Below are 19,643 nucleotides of genomic sequence, written 5' to 3' on the forward strand. Positions count from 1 at the left end.
TGATCAGCACGCGCCTGCTCGCGCCGCTCGCCGACTACCTCGTCGTGAACGTCAGCTCGCCGAACACCCCCGGGCTCCGCGGCCTGCAGGAGATCGACCAGCATCTACGGGCGCTCGCCCGGTCTCGATACGCCGCCGCGCGGCTACTCGACCACCAGGAGGACACCGGCGGCCGCAGGCTCGCCCTCCGATCCGCCACCCTCTCGCCGCACCCTCCGAGGCGAACCGGCGATCCGCGTGTCAGCGGATCGTCGTAGCCGGACGCACGACGCTCTCACGAACCCGGCCACCCTCCCCAGCCGACCGCGCCGAGCCGGTCGGGGACCGGCTCGGAATTCAATACAGACAGTTCGGCCCCAGCAGGCTCTTCAGCTCGCCGAAGAGGTCCGGGGTGATGCGCACGGGGAACGGCACCTCGAACACGCGGGCCGTGTCGCCCTTGATGAGCTTCAGGCGCACCTCGGTCTGGCCGGAGTGGCGGATGAGCACGTCGCTGAGCTGCGAGACCGTGTCGGTGGTCGCGCGCGACTCGGGCATCGAGACGGTGAGCGGTCCCGAGTCGCCGTCCTGGCTCATCTCGGGGGCGAACAGGCTGAACGCGTGCAGATTCATCCCGTCGTCGCGCATGCTGACGCGGCCTCTGACGACGACGATGGAGTCGTTCGTGAGCGCCGGGGCGAACTCCTGGTACGCCTTCCCCATGAACATGCAGGTGATCTCGCCGCCGAAGTCCTCGACCTGGATCATCCCGTACTGGTTGCCGGAGGCCTTGGCCATGCGGTGCTGGACGCTCGTGACGAGGCCCGCGACGACCACGGTCTCGCCGTCGGCGATCGTCTCCGAGATCAGCAGGTCGGCGATCGTGGTGCTGTAGTGCTTGGCGAGCTCGGTCTCGAGTCCGGCGAGCGGATGGTCGGACACGTAGAGCCCGAGCATGTCGCGCTCAAAGGCGAGCTTGTCGCGCTTGGCCCATTCGGGCCGCTCGGGCACCTGGATCGCGGCCTGCGGCTCGTCCCAGAGGCTGTCGAAGTCGAAGCCGACCTGGCCGTTCGCCTCGTTGCGCTTCTCCCCCACCGCCGCCTCGACGGCGTCCTCGTGCACCTCGACCAGGGCGCGGCGGGTCGAGCCGAGCGAGTCGAAGGCGCCGGCCTTGATGAGCGACTCGATGGTGCGCTTGTTGGTCACCTGCAGCGGCACCTTGCGGAGGAAGTCGTGGAACGTCTCGAAGCGCCCCTTCTCCTCGCGGGCGGCCCGGATGCCCTCGACGACGTTCATGCCGACGTTGCGGACGGCGCCGAGGCCGAAGCGGATGTCGGTGCCGACTGCGGTGAAGAAGCCGATCGACTCGTTGACGTCCGGCGGGAGCACCTTGATCCCCATCCGCCGGCACTCGTTGAGGTAGGCGGCCATCTTGTCCTTGGAGTCGCCGACGCTGGTGAGCAGCGCGGCCATGTACTCCGCGGGGTAGTGCGCCTTGAGGTACGCCGTCCAGTAGGAGACGACGCCGTACGCCGCCGAGTGCGCCTTGTTGAAGGCGTAGTCGGAGAAGGGCAGCAGGATGTCCCAGAGGGTCTTGACGGCCTCCATCGAGTAGCCGTTGGCGATCATGCCGCCCGAGAAGCCCTCGAACTGCTTGTCCAGCTCGGACTTCTTCTTCTTGCCCATCGCGCGCCGCAGCAGGTCGGCCTGCGCGAGCGTGAAGCCCGCTAGCTTCTGCGCGATCGACATGACCTGCTCCTGGTACACGATCAGGCCGTAGGTCCCTCCGAGCACCTCCGAGAGCGGCTCCTCGAGCTCCGGGTGGATCGGGGTGATCTCCTGCACGCCGTTCTTCCGCAGCGCGTAGTTGGTGTGGGAGTCGGCGCCCATCGGGCCCGGCCGGTAGAGCGCGAGGACTGCGGAGATGTCCTCGAAGTTGTCGGGCTTCATCAGTCGGAGAAGGCCGCGCATCGGGCCGCCGTCGAGCTGGAACACGCCGAGCGTGTCGCCGCGGGCGAGGAGGTCGTAGGCGGCCTGGTCGTCGAGCTCGAGGTCCTCGAGCACGAGGTCCTGTCCGCGGTTGGCGCGGATGTTGTCGAGGGCGTCGTCGATGATCGTGAGGTTCCGCAGCCCCAGGAAGTCCATCTTGATCAGCCCGAGCGACTCGCACGCGGGGTAGTCGAACTGCGTGACGATCTGGCCGTCCTGCTCCCGCTTCATGATCGGGATGATGTCCAGCAGCGGATCGCTGGACATGATGACGCCGGCCGCGTGCACGCCCCACTGGCGCTTGAGGTTCTCGAGCCCGAGCGCGGTGTCGAAGACCAGCTTGGCCTGCGGGTCCTCGGCGATGACGTTGCGCACGTCGAGCGCTTCCTTGTAGCGCGCGTGGGCGGGGTCGTTGATGCCGCTGAGCGGGATGTCCTTGCCCATAATCGCGGGCGGCATGGCCTTCGTCAGCTTCTCGCCCATCCCGAACGGGAAGCCGAGGACGCGCGAGGCGTCCTTGAGAGCCTGCTTCGCCTTGATGGTGCCGTAGGTGACGATCTGCGCGACGCGCTCGTCGCCGTACTTCTCGGTGACGTAGCGGATGACCTCGCCGCGGCGACGGTCGTCGAAGTCGACGTCGAAGTCGGGCATGGACACGCGGTCGGGGTTGAGGAAGCGCTCGAAGATCAGGCCGTGGCGCAGCGGATCGAGGTCGGTGATCTTCATCGCGTAGGCCGCCATCGAGCCGGCACCGGAGCCGCGGCCGGGACCGACGCGGATCCCGTTGCGCTTGGACCAGTTGATGAAGTCGGCGACGACGAGGAAGTAGCCGGGGAAGCCCATCTGCAGGATGACGCGGGTCTCGTAGTCCGCCCGGTCGCGCACTTCCTGGGAGATGCCGTCCGGGTAGCGCTCGCGCAGTCCGGCCTCGACCTCCTTCACGAACCAGGTGTCCTCGGTCTCGCCCTCCGGCACCGGGAAGCGCGGCATGTAGTTCGCCGAGGTGTCGAACTGGACGTCGCAGCGCTCCGCGATGAGGAGCGTGTTGTCGCAGGCCTCGGGGTGGTCGCGGAAGACCTGGCGCATCTCGCGCGGCGACTTGAGGTAGAACTCGTCCGCGTCGAACTTGAAGCGCTTGGGGTCGTCGAGGGTGGTCCCGGACTGCACGCAGAGCAGCGCCGCGTGCGAGGTCGCGTCGTGCGCGTGCGTGTAGTGCAGGTCGTTGGTGGCGACCAGCGGGAGGTCGAGGTCCTTCGCGAGCCGGATGACGTCGCCGATCACCCGCCGCTCGATGTCGAGGCCGTGATCCATGATCTCGGCGAAGAAGTTCTCCTTGCCGAAGATGTCGCGGTAGTCGGCGGCCGCCTGGCGGGCCTCCTTGTACTGGCCGAGGCGCAGGCGCGTCTGGACCTCGCCGCTCGGGCAGCCCGTGGTGCCGATCAGGCCCTCGGAGTACTGCGAGAGGATCTCGCGGTCCATGCGCGGCTTGAAGTAGTAGCCCTCGATCGACGCGCGCGAGGAGAGGCGGAAGAGGTTGTGCATGCCCGTCGTGGTCGAGCTGAGCAGCGTCATGTGGGTGTACGCGCCGGAACCGGACACGTCGTCCCCTCCGCCGTCACCCCAGCGGATGCGGGTCTTGTCGGAGCGGTGCGTCCCCGGGGTGAGGTAGGCCTCGGTGCCGATGATCGGCTTGATCCCCGCCGCCGTCGCGGTGCGCCAGAAGTCGAAGGCGCCGAACACGTTCCCGTGGTCGGTCACGGCGATGGCCGGCATGCCCTCCTCGACCGCCGCGTCGATCAGCGGCTTCACCCGCGCTGCACCGTCGAGCATCGAGTACTCGCTGTGCACGTGGAGGTGGACGAAGGAATCGTTACTCGGCAAGGATGCGCCTCCGGCGGACTGCGGGCAGGGGAGGGATGGCCGGCGACCCGGGAGGGCCCGTGGACACGGCGGGAAGAAGTCTAACCGCGCCGGACGCGGGTCCGGCCGGGAGAGCGCGGATCACTCCCCGCGCAGCACCTCGAGGGCGTGCACCAGGTCGTCGGGGTAGGACGCCTCGAACTGCACCCACTCCCCCGAGCCCGGGTGGGTGAAGCCGAGCCGGACCGCGTCGAGCCACTGGCGGGTGAGGCCGAGCCGCTTCGAGAGGGTCGGATCGGCGCCGTACATGGCGTCGCCGACGCACGGGTGGCGCTGGGCGGCCATGTGCACGCGGATCTGGTGGGTGCGGCCGGTCTCGAGGTGGATCTCGAGGAGGGAGGCGAACGGGAAGGCCTCGATCGTCTCGTAGTGGGTCACCGAGGGCTTGCCGTCGGCGCGGACCGCGAACTTCCAGTCCGAGGACGGGTGGCGGCCGAGCGGGGCGTCGATCGTCCCGGCGAGCGGGTCGGGGTGGCCCTGCACGACCGCGTGGTAGACCTTCTCGACCGTGCGGTCGTGGAACGCGCGCTTGAGGTGCGTGTAGGCGCGCTCGGACTTCGCGACGACCATGAGGCCGCTCGTGCCGGCGTCGAGCCGGTGCACGATGCCCGCGCGCTCGGCCGCACCGGAGGTCGACACGGTGAAGCCCGCGGCGGCGAGGGCGCCGAGCACCGTCGGTCCCTCCCAGCCCACGGCGGGGTGCGCGGCCACTCCGACGGGCTTGTCGATCACCACGATGTCGTCGTCGTCGTGCACGATGCCGAGGCCGGGGACCGCCATCGGCACGATCCGCGGCTCCTCGCGCGGGCTCCACTCGACGCTCAGCCAGGTGCCGGCGCGCACGCGGTCGCTCTTGTCGAGGACCCGTCCGTCGGCGCTCACTCCGCCCGCCTCGGCGACCTCGGCCGCGAAGGTGCGCGAGAAGCCGAGCAGCTTCGCGACGGCCGCGTCCACGCGGAGGCCGTCGAGCCCGTCCGGGACCGGCAGCTCTCGGGACTGCGCCATCAGCGTCCGCCGGGGCGGTCGGCGTCGCGGGCCGCCTCCTCGACGGAGGAGGCCGCTGCGGGGGCGCCCGCTCCGGGGGCGGCGGGAGCGCCGTCCTCGGAGACGACCTGCTCCTGCTCGTCGCGGCCCGCGCGCTCGCGGGTGCCGTCGAGGCCGACGCCCCGCACGCTCAGGAGGACGAACAGCGCCATCGCCGTGCAGATCGCGATGTCGGCGACGTTGTAGATCGCCGGGAGCAGCCACGGCGTGAAGAGGAAGTCGACGACGTGTCCGAGCCCGAAGGAGGGCTCTCGGAACAGCCGGTCGAAGAGGTTGCCGAGGGTGCCGCCGAGCAGCAGGCCGAAGAAGACGCCCCACGCGGTGGAGCGGATCCGGCGCGAGAACCAGATCACGGCGACGACGACGCACGCCGCGATGATCGAGAAGATCCAGGTCGACCCGCTCGCGAGGGAGAAGGCGGCACCCGGGTTCTTCACGTAGTGCAGGATCAGGACGTCGCCGAGGACGTGGACGTCCTCGCCCAGGGTCAGGTTCGTCGTGACCAGGAACTTCGCGGTCTGATCGATCGCGAAGACCGCGAGCGCGACGAGGCCGAGGGTGACGAGCACCCTCGGCCTGACGTCCGCTGCGGCGGGACTACGCCCCAAAGCCCGACAGCGAGGACTCCGTCGACGCCGGCTGGGTGTCGAGGTCGCGGAGCTGGCCCTCGATGTAGCTCTTCAGCTTCTGGCGGTACTCGCGCTCGAAGGTGCGGAGCTCGTCGATGCGGTGCTCGACCGTCGCGCGCTCCTCCTCGAGCTTCGCGACCTGCTGGCGCTGCTTGGCCTCGGCCTCGGCGACGATGCGGGCGGCCGTGGCACGGCCCTCGGCGACGAGAGCGTCGCGCTTCTCGGCACCCTCGCGCACGTGCTCCTCGTGGAGGCGGCGGGCGAGCTGCAGGAGTCCGCTGGAGCTCTCGGCCTCGTCGACCGGAGCCGACTGCGAGGAGCTGACGGGAGCGACGACCGGTGCGGGAGCCGGGGTGGGCTCGGGCTCGGGCTGCGGCTCCGGCTCGGGTGCCTCGTCGACCACCGGGGCGGGAGCAGGAGTGCTCTCGCGCGGGGCGTCGGAGACTCGGGCGTCCGAGGGGCGGCTGTCGCCGGAGGAGAGGCGCTGACGAAGCTCCTCGTTCTCCTGGTTCAGGCGGCGGAGCTCCACGACGACCTCGTCGAGGAAGTCGTCGACCTCGTCCTGGTCGTATCCCTCACGGAACTTGGTCGGCTGGAACCGCTTGTTGACAACGTCTTCGGGAGTGAGCGCCATGGCTTTCCACCTTCGATTTCAAGTAGGTACACGTTTAACAACGCGCGACTAAAGCTAGCAACTTCAGGCGCACGGCGCAGTGCTGACACCGCGGGGAACGTCCGGACGTGCCAACGATACAGGGACGGTCAGGCGCGCTGGAGCCACGTGGCGATGTACATGCCCACGATGACGCAGAGCATGGTGAGGCTCCAGCCGAAATCGAGCGCGATCGGACCGATCGAGACCGGCTTGATCAGGCGTCGGAAGAAGCCGATCGGCGGGTCCGTGACGGTGTAGACGCCCTCCGCGGCGACGAGGCCGGCACCGCGGGGGCGCCAGTCGCGTCGGATCACGCGGACGAGGTCGAGCACGAACCGCGCCCACATCGCGAAGAAGTAGAGCAGCAGCACGAAGTACAGGACGCTCCCGAGGAGCGAGACGACGGAGGTCACCGGGGGCCAGGGCTCCCCGGGATCAGGACTTCGCGAAGAACGACGCGTCGGCGTCGCTCTCGGCGGAGGCGGAGTCGCCGGCGACGGTGATGTGCGACGGCGAGAGCAGGAAGACCTTGCTCGTCACGCGCTCGATGCGGCCGTAGAGGCCCTGCGAGAGTCCGCTCGCGAAGTCGATGAGGCGGCGGGCGTCCGCATCGCTCATCTGCGAGAGGTTGATGATCACGGGGATGCCGTCGCGGAAGTTCTCCGCGATGACCTGCGCGTCGCGGTACTGCTTCGGGTGGACGGTGAGGATCTCGTTCATCTCGGCGGGTGCCGTCGCCTTCGGGGTCTGGGGGGTGGGCTTGCGGAGCGGGGTGACCGTCGCGCGGGGCTGCTGCACCGGCTCGACGGGAGGGACGGGCTGCACCGGGGAGACCGGTGCGCGGTGGGCCGTCGCCGGGGCCGCCTCGACGGGCTCTGCGCGCTCGTACTCGACCTCTTCGTCGGCGAGTCCGAGGTAGACCATCGTCTTCTTCAGCGGGTTGGCCATGGGGTGTCCTCCGTGTCGTGTGTGCTCCCACAGGTGGGTCACCACGAGGTTAGGTGCGGGCGGGGCGTTCTCCGGTGATTGCCGATCCGATTCGCAGGTGTGTCGCACCCTCCGCGATCGCCTCGGCGAAGTCGTTCGACATGCCCGCCGAGATCGCCGTGGCGGAGGGCTCGACGGCGCGCACGCGGTCGGAGATCGACCGGAGCCGGGCGAAAGCCGGACGGGGCTCCTCGTCCAGCGGAGCGACCGCCATCACGCCGCGCAGCGTGAGGCCGGGCGCCCCGGCGAGAGCCTCGGCGAGGGGCTCGACGTCGGCGGGCGACGCTCCCCCGCGGTCGGGATCCTCGGTGAGGTTGACCTGCAGGAACACGTCGAGCGGCTCCTCCCCCGCCTCCAGCAGCGGGACGAGCGCGAGCCGGTCGACGGAGTGGACCGCGTCGGCGTAGCGGCGCACCTGGCGCGCCTTCTTGCTCTGGAGCTGCCCGATGAAGTGCCAGCGCGCAGCGGTCCCCGCCAGCTCGGCCGACTTCTCCTGCGCCTCCTGGTGCCGGTTCTCGCCGAAGTCGACGACGCCCAGCTCGAGGAGGTCGCGGAGCAGCGACACGGGGTGGAACTTGGTCACCACGATGGTCGTGACCGAGGACGCCTCGCGACCGGCCGAGCGGGTCGCGTCGGCGACCCGCTCGGAGACCTCGGCCCAGCGCGCGGCCAGCTCCGGATCCGGCACGACTACTTGAGGAAGTCGGGGATGTCCAGGTCGCTGTCGTCGTCGTCGAAGGACGGGTCGGCGACAGGGGCCGGGGCGGCGACGGGGGTGCTCGACCAGATCGAGCCGGCCGCAGGGGCGGCGGCGGGAGCCGGGACGGGCTCGGCGGCCGACTCGCTCGCCGAGCTCTGCTGCTGGCGCGGCTGGGCGATCGCGGCCTGAGCGGTCCCGCCCGGCTCTCCGCCGTCGAAGCCCGCGGCGATGACGGTGACGCGCACCTCGTCGCCGAGCGTGTCGTCGATCACGGCACCGAAGATGATGTTCGCCTCGGCGTGCACCGCCTCCTGGACGAGGCGCGCCGCGTCGTTGATCTCGAAGATGCCGAGGTTCGAGCCGCCCTGGATCGAGAGGAGCACGCCGTGCGCGCCGTCGATGCTGGCCTCGAGCAGCGGTGAGGCGACGGCCAGCTCGGCCGCCTTGATCGCGCGATCGGCGCCGCGCGACGAGCCGATGCCCATCAGCGCCGAGCCCGCGCCCTGCATGACCGACTTCACGTCGGCGAAGTCGAGGTTGATCAGGCCGGGCGTGGTGATCAGGTCGGTGATGCCCTGGACGCCGGCGAGGAGCACCTGGTCGGCGGTCGCGAAGGCCTCGAGCATCGAGATGCCGCGGTCGCTGATCTCGAGCAGGCGGTCGTTCGGGACGACGATGAGCGTGTCGACCTCGTTCTTCAGCGTCGCGACGCCGGCCTCGGCCTGCGTCTGCCGACGGCGTCCCTCGAACCCGAAGGGCTTGGTCACGACGCCGATGGTGAGGGCGCCGATCGACTTGGCGATTCGCGCGACGACGGGCGCGCCGCCGGTGCCGGTGCCGCCGCCCTCGCCCGCGGTGACGAAGACCATGTCGGCCCCCGCGAGGACCTCCTCGATCTCCTCGGCGTGGTCCTCGGCGGCGCGGCGGCCGACCTCGGGGTCGGCGCCGGCGCCGAGTCCGCGGGTCAGCTCGCGGCCCACGTCGAGCTTGACGTCGGCGTCGCTGAGCAGGAGCGCCTGGGCGTCCGTGTTGATCGCGATGAATTCGACACCGCGCAGGCCGAGCTCGATCATGCGGTTGACGGCGTTGACGCCACCACCGCCGATGCCGACGACCTTGATCACGGCGAGGTAGTTCTGGTTTGAAGTCACGTCTCCGGCCTCCGGGCTGAACCTTAAACCTGTAGTTGAGGCTTAAAGTTATGCTGAGTATGCATTTGGGGTTCGGCTCCGACGGTAGGCGGAGTCCGGTCGCGCTCCCAGCAGACACGCCCGCAACGCTCGAAAGAACGCGCGGATCCGTCGCCGGTCAGGGCCGGGGCGCCACGACGGCGGCCTGGGGCGAGGACACGTCGTAAGTGCCGACGACGGCGGGGTCGGTCGCGGCCATCAGCTTCTCGAGCACGACGGCCTTGAGCGCCGACTCGTCCGACCCGCCCCAGACGACTTCCGTGCCGTTCTGCAGGGTGAGCGAGACGTCGTCGCCGGTCGTGGCCGTGGCGGCCGTCACCTGCGGAGCGAGCGATGCGGGCAGGGAGCGCAGCACCCGCGCGGTCGCGCGGAAGCCGGCTCCCGAGGCGTCGCCGGACGCGGTGGTGAGGACCGGGTAGCCGGGCTGCGCCGAGTCCGCCGTCTCGATGACGACTCCGGCCGCGTCCACGAGCTCGAAGCGGCCCCCCGCCGCGATCACGCCGAGGGGCGTGCGCTCGACGATCGACACCACGAGGGTGCTCGGCGGCCGGGTCTGCACCGAGTAGCTCTGGATGAGCGGGGACGCGCCCAGCACGCGGCCGACCTCGTCCCGGTCCACCAGGGTGAGCGGGACGCCGAGCTGGTCGTCGAGCTCGCTCTGCAGGGCGGCGGCGTCGACGCGCTGGGTGCCCGAGATCTCGATCGTGCGCACGGCCATGAGCGGCGAGAAGGCCGCGACTCCGACGATCAGGGCGAGGGCGACGAGCGACCCGGCTACGACCAGGGCGATCAGGCGGCGCCGACGCGCGCGCTTCGTGAAGCGGCGGACCTCCCCCCGCTCGTAGCGCCTCCGCTCGCGGGCGGCCCGGGAGACGGCCCGGTTCTCGGCACCGGGCAGGCGCAGGCCCGAGAGGGTGCGGCGGACCGCGCCCGCGCGCCACGGAGTGCGCTCGGCCGGCTCCGGGTCCACGCGGATCGCGGTGACGATCCGGATCGGCTCGGTGTCCGGCTCCGGCTCGCCGCCGCGCGCGGGGACGCTCCGACCGGGCGCCGGAGGGCGTCCGCCGTCGGGCCGCTTCACGGCCGCTCCCCCGCTTCGGGCGCGAGGACCGCGGTCATCGTGCGACCGGCGCGGCCTCGCTCGCGCCGAGCGACTCGAGCACCTGCGGGATGATCCGGTAGACGTCGCCGCAGCCGAGGGTGATGACGAAGTCGCCCTCGCGCGCGATGCCGGCCGTGAGGCGGGCCGCCTCCGCCCAGTCCGGGACGAACGAGACGTGCGACGGGTCGGCGAACTTCTCGCTGACCAGCGCTCCGGTCACTCCGGGCTCCGGATCCTCGCGCGCCCCGTAGACGTCGAGGACGATCGTCTCGTCGGCGTAGCGCTCGAGCGTCTCGGCGAACTCGCGGGCGAAGAGGCGGGTGCGGCTGTAGAGGTGCGGCTGGTGCACGGCGATGATGCGGCCCTCGCCGACCACGGTGCGCGCGGCGGAGAGGGCGGCGGCCACCTCGGTGGGGTGGTGGGCGTAGTCGTCGTAGACGCTGACTCCGCGGACCGCTCCGTGCAGCTCGAAGCGGCGCTCCGTGCCTCCGAACGCCGACACGGCCTCGAGCGAGGCGGCCGGATCGAAGCCCAGGCCCACCAGCACTGCGAACGCGCCGGCCGCGTTGATCGCGTTGTGCCGGCCGGGGATGCGGAGGCGGGCCGAGTAGCGCCTGCCCTCGTACTCGACCGAGAAGCCGACGGGGCCGACGAGGTCGAGGTCGACGACGCGGACGTGCGCCCCCTCGGCCTCGCCGAAGGTCAGCACCCGTCCGCCGACCAGCTGCTCGGTGACGCGGACGGCGCCGGGGTCGTCGGAGGAGATGACGACGAGCTCGCTCGCGGAGGAGGCGAAGGTGACGAAGGCCTCCTCGAACGCCTCCAGCGATCCGTAGTGGTCGAGGTGGTCCGGGTCGACGTTCGTGATGAGGGCGACCGCGGTGTCGTAGAGGAGGAAGCTGCCGTCCGACTCGTCGGCCTCGACGACGAAGACCTCGCCGGAGCCGGCGGCGGAGGAGGTGCCGAGGCTCTCGATGATGCCGCCGTTGACGAAGCTGGGGTCGGCGTCGACGCCGAGCAGGCCGGTGACGATCATGCCGGTCGACGTGGTCTTGCCGTGCGCTCCGGCCACCGCGACCAGGCGCCTGCCGCGCACCAGCCAGGCGAGGGCCTGCGAGCGGTGCAGCACGGGCAGGCCGCGCTCCTTCGCGAGCAGGTACTCGGGATTGTCGGGCCACAGGGCGGAGGTGACGACGACCGCCTCGGCGTCCCCGAGGTTCGCCGCGTCGTGGCCGATGGCGACCGGGACGCCGAGCTCCCGCAGCTGCTCGATGGGGTGGGACTCGCGGACGTCGGACCCGGTGACCCGGTGCCCGGCGTGGTGGAACAGCCGGGCGATCCCGCTCATCCCGGAGCCGCCGATGCCGATGAAGTGGATCGAGCCGAGCTCGTCGGGGACGGTGATGCCGAGGTCGGGCTTGATCACGGGGCTCTCGCTTTCGGGTGGGTCGCGGCGGGCGGGAGGGGCCTCCCGCGGTGCGCCGGATCAGTGTAGACGGTGGGCGGGAGTGCTCTCCCGAGCCGCGCGGAGCGGGCTCAGCGCGGAGCGGAGAGGGTCGACTCGATCAGGTCGACGAGCCGCCCGGAGCCGTCGCGGACTCCCACGCGGGCAGCCCGGCGCGCCATCTCGTCGCGACGGGCGGTGTCGCCCAGGAGCGGTACGAGCTCCCGCTGGACCCAGCCGGGGAGGAAGGCGGCGTCCTCGACGAGGACCGCTCCCCCGGCGTCGACGACGCCGCGCGCGTTGTAGCGCTGCTCGCCGTTGCCGACCGGGTACGGGACGTAGACCGCGGGCAGGCCGAGGGCTGTCAGCTCGCTGACGGTCGCCGCCCCCGCGCGGGAGACGGCCACGTCCGCGGCGGACAGCGCGAGGTCCATCCGGTCGCAGTAGGCGAGGAGGTGGTAGCCGGCCACCCCCGGGTCCGTGATCTCGGCACGGTCGCCCGTGATGTGGAGGACCTGGAAGCCGGTGGCGACGAGATCCCGGGCGGCGGCGTGCACCGTCGCGTTGATCCGTCGAGCGCCGAGGGAGCCGCCGGTCACCAGGAGGGTCTGCCGGGACGGGTCGAGGCCCAGCGCCGCCATCGCCTCGTCGCGGCGCGCGGCCCGGTCGAGCTCGGCGATCTCGCGGCGCAGCGGCATGCCGACCACCCGCGCGTACGGCAGGGGCGTGCCCTCGAAGGCCACGCCGACCGAGCGGGTCGCGCGCGCGCCGAGGCGGTTGGCGAGCCCGGGGCGCGCGTTGGCCTCGTGGACGGTGAAGGGGACGCCGGCGCGGCGGGCCGCCAGGTAGGCGGGTGCTGCCGCGTACCCTCCGAAGCCGACCACCGCGTCGATCCGCCGGTCGCGGATCGTCCGGACGATGCCGGCGATGGTCGCGCGGAAGGCTCCGGGGAACCGCAGCGCCGCCGCGTTCGGGCGGCGCGGGAACGGCAGCCGCGGGATCACCGAGAGCTCGTAGCCGCGGAGGGGGACGAGGCGCGCCTCGAGCCCCTCGGCGGTGCCGAGCACGAGCACTTCGTCGCGCGGGTTCCGCCTGCGGATCTCGTCGGCCGTCGCGAGCAGCGGATTGACGTGGCCGGCGGTGCCGCCGCCGGCGAGCAGGTAGCGGGTCACTCCGCCGCCGCCTTCCTGCGGCGCAGCACGCCAGCGCCGGGCAGGGGCGCGGTCTGGGTGCGGGCGAAGGAGAGGACGACGCCGATGGCGAGGAGCGAGCTGAGCAGGGCGGTGCCTCCGGAGGAGATCAGCGGCAGCGGGACCCCCAGCACCGGGAGCACCCCCAGGACGACGCCGATGTTGACGAACGCCTGGCCGATCAGCCAGACCATGATCGCGCCGGTGCTGATCCGCACGAACGGATCGGAGGACGCGTGGATGACGCGGAAGAAGGCGACCGCGAGGACCACGAACAGCGCCAGGACGACGATCGCTCCGATCAGCCCGAGCTCCTCGCCGATGATGGCGAAGATGTAGTCGTTGTCCGCGGCGGGCAGCCAGGACCACTTGGCCTTGGAGTTGCCGAGGCCCACGCCGAAGATCCCGCCGGAGGCCATCGCCCAGGTGCCGTGCACCGGCTGCCAGCACGAGTTCTGGTACTCCTCGACGTTGGAGCAGTCGCCGAGGAAGGACATGATCCGGGTGAGGCGGTTGTCGCTGGAGACGGCGAACAGCACCGCTCCGATCGCGCCGACCACCACGATCGGCACGAGGACCTTCATCTGGACGTTCGCGTAGAAGAGTGCGGCGAGGACGATGCCCGCCATGATCACGACCGTGCCCAGGTCGCCTCCGATGAGGACCAGTCCGATCGCCGCGCCGCCGACGATCAGGACGGGGATGAGCGCGTCCTTCCAGTCCTTCGGCGACCGGTAGCGGCGGGCGAGCAGGAGCCCCAGCCAGAGGGCGAGCGCGAGCTTGATGATCTCGGAGGGCTGCATGCTGAAGGCGCCGAGGCGGATCCAGTTGCGGTTCCCGCCGACGGAGTCGCCGAGCGGTGTGAAGAGCACGAGGCACTGGAGGACGCAGCCGGCGATGAGCAGGATCGGCGTCACGCGCTTCCACACGCCGAGGGGCAGCCGCGAGACCACCAGCATCATCGGGATCCCGAGGAGGGCGAACCCGCCCTGGCGCAGGAAGCCCCCGAAGGAGTCGTCGCTCGACACGTAGGAGGTGACCGACGAGGAGGAGAGCACCATCGTCAGTCCGAACAGCACCAGGAAGAGCGTGGTTCCGAAGAGGAGGTAGAAGTTCGGCGAGTGGGAGGCGAAGACCTTCGAGAGGACGATCCGCGCGGAGCGGGCCCCGCTCCGGTCCTTCCCGCGCGGCTCAGTGCGCGAGCGGCCCGCGGGGCGGCTCGTCGTCGGAGCGGTCATCGGCTCCCCCTCCCAGGTGTGTCGCCACGGCGGCCGCGAAGGAGCGGCCCCGAGCCGCGTAGTCGAGGAACTGGTCCATCGAGGCCGCGGCGGGTGCGAGCAGGACGACGTCCCCCGAGCGGGCGAGCGTCGCGGCCGCCTCGACGGCCGCCTGCATCACCGCACCAGTGTCGTCCGGCACCGCCTCGCTCACGGGGAGGGCGGGCGCGTGTCGTCGGAATGCCGCGAGCAGCGCCGAGCGGTCGGCGCCGATCACCACGGCGCCCCGCAGGCGGCCGACGTGCGCGGCCACGAGGGCGTCCACGTCGACGCCCTTGAGCAGGCCGCCGACGACCCAGACGACCGACGGGTACGCGCGCAGCGAGGCGTCGGCGGCGTGCGGGTTCGTGGCCTTGGAGTCGTTCACCCAGGTCACCCCGTCGTGCTCGGCGACGACCTGGATGCGGTGGGCGTCGAGCTCGAAGGACGCCAGCGCGGTGCGGACGGCCGTGACCTCGATCCCGCACGCTCGGGAGAGCGCTGCCGCGGCGAGCACGTTCTGGACGATGTGCGGAGCGGCGAGGTTCCGAGCGGCGAGCTCGTCCACGGTGGTGATCTCGAGGGCACTGGTGCGGCGGTCCTCGAGGAAGGCGCGGTCGCAGAGGATGCCGTCGACGATCCCGAAGTCGCTCGGGCCGGGCACGCCGAGGCCGAACCCGATCGCCCGGGCGCCCTCCACCACCTCGGCGTCGAGCACCATCTGCTCGGTCGCCGCGTCGGCGCGGTTGTACACGCAGGCGACGCGGGTGCCGGCGTAGACCTTGCCCTTGGCTGCGCGGTAGGCGTCGAACGAACCGTGCCAGTCGAGGTGGTCGTCGGCGATGTTGAGGCACGCGCTCGCGATCGGCTCGATCGCGCCCAGGTAGTGCAGCTGGTAGCTCGAGAGCTCCACGACGAGGACGTCGAAGCCCTGCGGGTCGCGGACCGCGTCGAGCACGGGCACGCCGATGTTGCCGCAGGGGGCGGCGCGGAGGCCGCCGGCCACGAGCATCGTCGCCGTGAGCTGGACGGTCGTGGTCTTCCCGTTGGTGCCGGTGACGGCCACCCATTCCGCCGGAGTGCCGTCGGCGCGCACGACCTTGTCGCGGACGCGCCAGGCGAGCTCGACGTCGCCCCACACGGGGATCCCGGACTCCGCCGCCCACACGAGGATCGGGTGCGTCGGCCGGAAGCCGGGCGACACCACGACCAGCTCCGGTGCGAACGCGTGCAGCTCCTCCGGAGCGGAGTCGAGGCGGTCGGCCCGGTGCAGGCGGGCGCCGATCACCTCGAGCAGGCGCTCGCGCTCCTCGTCGGCGCGGTCGGCGAGGACCAGCACCTCGGAGCCGAGCTCGGTCAGGGTGTCGGCCACCGAGAACCCGGTGACGCCCAGGCCCAGCACGGCGACGCGCAGGCCGCGCCAGTCCGAGTGCCAGCTGCGGAGGGAGTCGGGACGGGCGGGATCGGTCATGCCAGCGACAGCCATTCCAGGTAGAAGAGCCCGACTCCGGCGGCGACGAAGATGCCGGCGATGATCCAGAACCGGACCACGACGGTGATCTCGGCCCAGCCCTTGAGCTCGAAGTGGTGGTGGAGCGGGCTCATCAGGAAGATGCGCTTGCCCCGGGTCAGCTTGAAGTAGATCCGCTGGAGGATGACCGAGCCGGTCACGATGACGAACAGGCCGCCGATGAGGATGACCAGCAGCTCGGTGCGGGTGAGGATCGCCAGGGCCGCGAGCGCGCCGCCGAGGCCGAGCGAGCCGGTGTCGCCCATGAAGATCTGCGCCGGCGAGGTGTTCCACCAGAGGAAGCCCACCAGGGCACCGGAGACGGCCGCCGCGATGATGGCCAGGTCGAACGGGTCGCTCACCTGGTAGCACTTGTCGACGACCTCGGGGTTGAGGTGCTGGTCGAAGCACCACTGGTTCGACTGCCAGAACCCGATGATGACGTAGGAGCCGATCGCGAGGATCGAGGACCCGGTCGCGAGTCCGTCGAGCCCGTCGGCGACGTTCACGCCGTTCGACGTGCTGGTGACGATGATGCAGATCCACAGCACGAACAGGCCGATGCCGATCCAGCCGAGGGAGGCGAAGTCGAACGGCAGGTCGCGGATGAACGAGATCGAGGTGGACGCGGGGGTGAGCCCGTTGGAGTCGCGGACCATGATCGCGATCACCGCGAAGGCCGCGGCGACGATGACCTGGCCGGCGATCTTCGCCCAGCCGCCGAGGCCGAGGCTGCGCTGGTTGCGGGTCTTCAGGAAGTCGTCGACGAAGCCGACGAGTCCGAGCCCGACCATCATGAAGAGCACCAGCAGGGCCGACGGCGCGATCGCCCGGTTGCCGAACAGCATCCCGAGGAAGTAGCCGACCACGGTGCCGATGATGATGACGATGCCGCCCATCGTCGCCGTGCCGTGCTTGACGTGGTGCGACTTCGGTCCGTCCTCGCGGATGAACTGGCCCCACTGCAGGCGGTGGAAGAGGCGGATGAACAGGGGCGTCATCAGGAGCGTGAAGGCTCCCGAGAACGCGCCGGACAGGAGGAGTGCCCTCATCGGTGACGCTCCCCGAGACGGTCGGCGAGGAAGCGCAGCCCCGCGGAGTTGGACGACTTGACCAGCACGGTGTCGCCGGGTCGCAGGTAGTCCTCGAGGAGGTCGAACGCCTCGTCGGAGGTCTCCGCGAAGACGGACTCGCCGCTCCACGACCCCTCGCGCTCGGCCGCGACGTGGATCCGGCGGGCGCCTCGGCCCACCACCACGATCTGGGAGATGTTGAGGCGCACGGCCAGCAGGCCCACGCGCTCGTGCTCCTCGTCGGCCCACTCGCCGAGCTCGCTCATCTCTCCCAGGACGGCGACGGTGCGCCCCCCGGGCTTCGCGATCTGGGCGAGGGTGCGCAGGGCGGCCGCGGTGGAGTCGGGACTCGCGTTGTACGCGTCGTTGATGATGCGGACGTCCTCGCCGCCCAGGACCTCCATGCGGCCGCGCTCGGCGAGGGTGACGGTCGCGAGAGCCTCGACGATCGCGGGCAGCGCCACTCCGACAGAGAGCGCGGCGGCGGTCGCCGCGAGGGCGTTCATCACGTGGTGCTCGCCGAGGACGCGCAGCAGGAGCTCGGCGCGAGCGGCCTCGCGGCCCTCCCCCGCCGAGACCTCGATGGCGAAGCGGGTGCCGTCGGCGGTCGCGTCGATATCGACGGCGCGGACGTCCGCGCTCTCGCCGCGGCCGAACCAGAGGACCCGGGCGGCGGTGCGGCCCGCCATCGAGGCGACCCGGCCGTCGTCGGCGTTCAGCACGGCGACGTCGTCGGCGGTGAGGTCGGCGACCATCTCTGTCTTGGCCTCGAGCGTGCGCTCGATCCCGCCGAACTCGCCGGCGTGCGCGAGGCCCACGGCGAGGACGACGCCGACGTCGGGCCTGGCCATCCGGACGAGGCGGCGGATCTCGCCGACCGCGCTCGCGCCCATCTCGGCGACGAGGAAGCGCGTCGACTCGGACACCTGGAGCATCGTGATCGGCGCGCCGACCTCGTTGTTGAAGGATCCGCGCGGAGCGACCGTCTCTCCGACCCGCTCGAGGACGGTGCGGAGGAGGTTCTTGGTCGTCGTCTTGCCGTTCGAGCCGGTGACGCCGATGACGGTGAGCCCGCCCTTCGCGCGGACGCGCCGGACGACCTCGGTCGCCAGCGCTCCGAGCGCCTCGACGGAGTCGTCGACGAGGACCTGCGGCACGTCGAGGTCGAGCGGGCGCTCCACGATGAGGAGCGCGGCACCGCGCTCGAGAGCGGCGGGAGCGAAGAGGTGGCCGTCGGTGTGCTCGCCGCGCTTGGCGACGAAGATCCCGCCGGGCGCGATCTCGCGGGAGTCGGTCTCGGTCGCTCCGTCGATCACGGTGGCGGCCGTGGCGGACGAGCCGGCCAGGTGGAGGCGTCCGGAGACGGCCTCGGCGATCTCGGTGAGGGTGAGGGCGATCATCTACAGCCAGCCCGCCTCGCGCAGCGCGTGACGGACGTCGTCTCTGGCCGAATACGGCATGTGCACTCCTGCGATCTCCTGGTGGTCCTCGTGGCCGGGCCCGGCGTAGAGGATCGAGTCCCCTTCGCGCGCGAGGGCGACGGCGGCGCGCACGGCGGCGCGCGGGTCGGCGATCTCGTGGATCTCCCGGTCGGGCACGGCGGCCCGGGCGCCCTGGAGGAGCGCGGCGCGGATGGCGGCCGGATCCTCCCAGCGCGGGTGGAAGTCGGTGACGACAACGACGTCGGCGAGGCGGGCGGCGATGGCGCCCATGTCGCTCCGCTTGGTCGTGTCGCGGTCCCCGTCCGCCCCGAACACCATGAACAGGCGGCCGGGCGTGATGGTCCGCAGCGCCTCGAGCGCGTTCTGGAACGCGTCGGGGGTGTGGCCGTAGTCGACGTAGACGCGCGGTCCGCGCTCCCCCGAGACGAGCTCCGCGCGGCCCGGGATGTAGACGTCGAGACGACTGTCCTCGAGCGCGTGCGCGACGGCGTCCAGGTCGAAGCCCGACTCCACCAGCATCACGATCGCCAGCGCGGCGTTGGACGCCATGTACCAGCCGATCAGCGAGACGGTGACGACGACGGAGCGGTTCTCGGGCCCCTCCAGGCGGAAGGTGGTGCTGTCGGGCGTCGCGTCCAGCACCGTCATCGACCAGTCGGCGGGCGTCGTCGGGGCGACTCCGACGACCGGAGAGCCGGCGAGCGTCGCGACGGGGATGCGGCTGCGCTCGGCGAGCTCGCGCCCCCAGGCGCTGTCGACCGTGACGACGCCGCGGCGTGCGCGCTCCGGCTCGAAGAGGTCGGCCTTGGCCTCGAAGTACTCGCGCAGATCGGAGTAGTCGTCGAGGTGGTCGTGGCTGAGGTTCGTGAAGCCGACGACGTCGAAGACGAGGCCGTCGATCCGGTGCCGCGTGAGCGCCTGCGCCGACACCTCGATGGAGACCGCGCGGACGGCGGACTCGCGCATCCGAGCGAGCAGGCCGTGCAGCTCGCTCGCCTCGGGAGTGGTCAGCAAGCTGACCACGGCGACGTCGCCGATCCGGCGCTCGGCGGTGGAGCTGAGGCCGGAGACGACTCCGAGCCGGCGCAGCAGCGCGTCGAGGATGTAGACGACGCTCGTCTTGCCGTTGGTCCCCGTCACGCCGAAGAGCGTCGGGACGTCCTCGCGGGTGCGGTGGATCCACGCGGCGACGTCGCCGAGGGCGGCCCGCGGGTCGGGGGTCACCAGCACGGGCAGGCCGCTGTCGGCGGCGAGCTCCGCTCCGGCCGGGTCGGTCAGCACGGCGACGGCTCCGGACGCCGCGGCGGCCGACGCGAAGGCCGCGCCATGGGCACGGCGTCCTGCGACACCGACGTAGAGGTCCCCGGACTCGACCTGGTTCGAGTCCAGCGTGACTCCGCTCACCTCGACGCCCTCGAGGCCGCGGACCGGGCCGAGGGAGAACTCGGCCACGAGCTGCGAGAGGCTCCGCGGCACGGGGTGCTCGGGGCGGAGGGAGGACTGCGGGCGAGGGTCGTGCACTGCCCGCTCTTT

The 19,643-nt window shown here is 71.4% G+C and carries 16 protein-coding genes and 1 pseudogene; 1 reads left to right on the plus strand and 16 read right to left on the minus strand.

Annotated elements, in window-relative coordinates; genetic code table 11:
* Positions 1-257, plus strand: a pseudogene (locus tag C5C37_RS17895) (hypothetical protein); the annotation flags it as partial.
* Positions 258-336: 79 nt separating this feature from the next.
* On the opposite strand, the gene dnaE reads toward C5C37_RS17895, so the two are convergent.
* The 16 genes from dnaE to C5C37_RS08895 all read right to left on the minus strand — a co-directional run bounded on the left by dnaE (position 337) and on the right by C5C37_RS08895 (position 19,631).
* The gene (gene dnaE / locus C5C37_RS08820; RefSeq protein WP_244229655.1) at positions 337-3,798 is read right to left on the minus strand and encodes a DNA polymerase III subunit alpha; all 3,462 of its coding nucleotides are present in this window, start codon (positions 3,796-3,798) and stop codon (positions 337-339) included.
* A gap of 171 nt (positions 3,799-3,969) precedes the next feature.
* Positions 3,970-4,893, minus strand: a complete 924-nt coding sequence (locus tag C5C37_RS08825) for an RluA family pseudouridine synthase (RefSeq protein ID WP_104261660.1) — start codon at positions 4,891-4,893, stop codon at positions 3,970-3,972.
* Positions 4,893-5,501: a signal peptidase II gene (gene lspA / locus C5C37_RS08830; RefSeq protein ID WP_104261661.1), complete on the minus strand. Its 609-nt coding sequence runs from the start codon at positions 5,499-5,501 to the stop codon at positions 4,893-4,895. Before lspA ends, C5C37_RS08825 begins: the two co-directional genes overlap by 1 nt.
* Positions 5,502-5,529: 28 nt before the next feature.
* Complete coding sequence (locus C5C37_RS08835) at positions 5,530-6,195, minus strand: DivIVA domain-containing protein (RefSeq protein ID WP_104222600.1); 666 nt, start codon at positions 6,193-6,195, stop codon at positions 5,530-5,532.
* A gap of 128 nt (positions 6,196-6,323) precedes the next feature.
* Positions 6,324-6,629, minus strand: a complete 306-nt coding sequence (locus tag C5C37_RS08840; protein ID WP_258059242.1) for a YggT family protein — start codon at positions 6,627-6,629, stop codon at positions 6,324-6,326.
* A 22-nt stretch (positions 6,630-6,651) separates the two neighbouring features.
* Positions 6,652-7,164: a cell division protein SepF gene (locus C5C37_RS08845; RefSeq protein ID WP_104222599.1), complete on the minus strand. Its 513-nt coding sequence runs from the start codon at positions 7,162-7,164 to the stop codon at positions 6,652-6,654.
* A 49-nt stretch (positions 7,165-7,213) separates the two neighbouring features.
* On the minus strand, positions 7,214-7,891 hold the full coding sequence (locus tag C5C37_RS08850; RefSeq protein ID WP_104222598.1) for a YggS family pyridoxal phosphate-dependent enzyme: 678 nt from the start codon (positions 7,889-7,891) through the stop codon (positions 7,214-7,216).
* Between the two features lie 2 nt (positions 7,892-7,893).
* Entirely contained in the window at positions 7,894-9,054 is a 1,161-nt protein-coding gene (gene ftsZ, locus C5C37_RS08855) for a cell division protein FtsZ (RefSeq protein WP_104222597.1), read from the minus strand.
* A 157-nt stretch (positions 9,055-9,211) separates the two neighbouring features.
* Positions 9,212-10,174, minus strand: a complete 963-nt coding sequence (locus tag C5C37_RS08860; RefSeq protein WP_104283729.1) for a cell division protein FtsQ/DivIB — start codon at positions 10,172-10,174, stop codon at positions 9,212-9,214.
* A 34-nt stretch (positions 10,175-10,208) separates the two neighbouring features.
* A complete protein-coding gene (murC, locus tag C5C37_RS08865; RefSeq protein WP_104338812.1) occupies positions 10,209-11,621 on the minus strand; it encodes a UDP-N-acetylmuramate--L-alanine ligase in 1,413 nt (470 codons plus the stop codon).
* A 110-nt stretch (positions 11,622-11,731) separates the two neighbouring features.
* Positions 11,732-12,811 carry an undecaprenyldiphospho-muramoylpentapeptide beta-N-acetylglucosaminyltransferase gene (murG, locus tag C5C37_RS08870; protein ID WP_104338813.1) on the minus strand — a complete coding sequence of 360 codons (1,080 nt, stop codon included), beginning with the start codon at positions 12,809-12,811 and terminating at the stop codon, positions 11,732-11,734.
* The gene (gene ftsW, locus C5C37_RS08875) at positions 12,808-14,067 is read right to left on the minus strand and encodes a putative lipid II flippase FtsW (protein WP_104222593.1); all 1,260 of its coding nucleotides are present in this window, start codon (positions 14,065-14,067) and stop codon (positions 12,808-12,810) included. The genes murG and ftsW overlap by 4 nt, the downstream gene beginning before the upstream one ends.
* Positions 14,021-15,556 (minus strand): UDP-N-acetylmuramoyl-L-alanine--D-glutamate ligase, encoded by a 1,536-nt coding sequence (gene murD / locus C5C37_RS08880; protein ID WP_104222592.1) that lies wholly within the window; start codon positions 15,554-15,556, stop codon positions 14,021-14,023. Before murD ends, ftsW begins: the two co-directional genes overlap by 47 nt.
* Entirely contained in the window at positions 15,553-16,647 is a 1,095-nt protein-coding gene (gene mraY, locus C5C37_RS08885) for a phospho-N-acetylmuramoyl-pentapeptide-transferase (RefSeq protein WP_104222591.1), read from the minus strand. Before mraY ends, murD begins: the two co-directional genes overlap by 4 nt.
* Positions 16,644-18,068 carry a UDP-N-acetylmuramoyl-tripeptide--D-alanyl-D-alanine ligase gene (gene murF, locus C5C37_RS08890; RefSeq protein ID WP_104247145.1) on the minus strand — a complete coding sequence of 475 codons (1,425 nt, stop codon included), beginning with the start codon at positions 18,066-18,068 and terminating at the stop codon, positions 16,644-16,646. The genes mraY and murF overlap by 4 nt, the downstream gene beginning before the upstream one ends.
* On the minus strand, positions 18,069-19,631 hold the full coding sequence (locus C5C37_RS08895; protein ID WP_104338814.1) for a Mur ligase family protein: 1,563 nt from the start codon (positions 19,629-19,631) through the stop codon (positions 18,069-18,071).
* Positions 19,632-19,643 lie beyond the last annotated feature (12 nt).

The organism is Rathayibacter sp. AY1F9, assembly GCF_002932155.1.
In the GTDB taxonomy this organism is placed as follows: domain Bacteria; phylum Actinomycetota; class Actinomycetes; order Actinomycetales; family Microbacteriaceae; genus Rathayibacter.

What these genes read in the sequence shown, in the direction of transcription:
- dnaE (WP_244229655.1), bottom strand. Translation starts at nt 3,798, where the DNA reads ATGCTCGACGGTGCAGCGCGGGTGAAGCCGCTGATCGACGCGGCGGTC.
- C5C37_RS08825 (WP_104261660.1), bottom strand. Translation starts at nt 4,893, where the DNA reads ATGGCGCAGTCCCGAGAGCTGCCGGTCCCGGACGGGCTCGACGGCCTC.
- C5C37_RS08835 (WP_104222600.1), bottom strand. Translation starts at nt 6,195, where the DNA reads ATGGCGCTCACTCCCGAAGACGTTGTCAACAAGCGGTTCCAGCCGACC.
- C5C37_RS08845 (WP_104222599.1), bottom strand. Translation starts at nt 7,164, where the DNA reads ATGGCCAACCCGCTGAAGAAGACGATGGTCTACCTCGGACTCGCCGAC.
- ftsW (WP_104222593.1), bottom strand. Translation starts at nt 14,067, where the DNA reads ATGACCGCTCCGACGACGAGCCGCCCCGCGGGCCGCTCGCGCACTGAG.
- murD (WP_104222592.1), bottom strand. Translation starts at nt 15,556, where the DNA reads ATGACCGATCCCGCCCGTCCCGACTCCCTCCGCAGCTGGCACTCGGAC.
- mraY (WP_104222591.1), bottom strand. Translation starts at nt 16,647, where the DNA reads ATGAGGGCACTCCTCCTGTCCGGCGCGTTCTCGGGAGCCTTCACGCTC.
- murF (WP_104247145.1), bottom strand. Translation starts at nt 18,068, where the DNA reads ATGATCGCCCTCACCCTCACCGAGATCGCCGAGGCCGTCTCCGGACGC.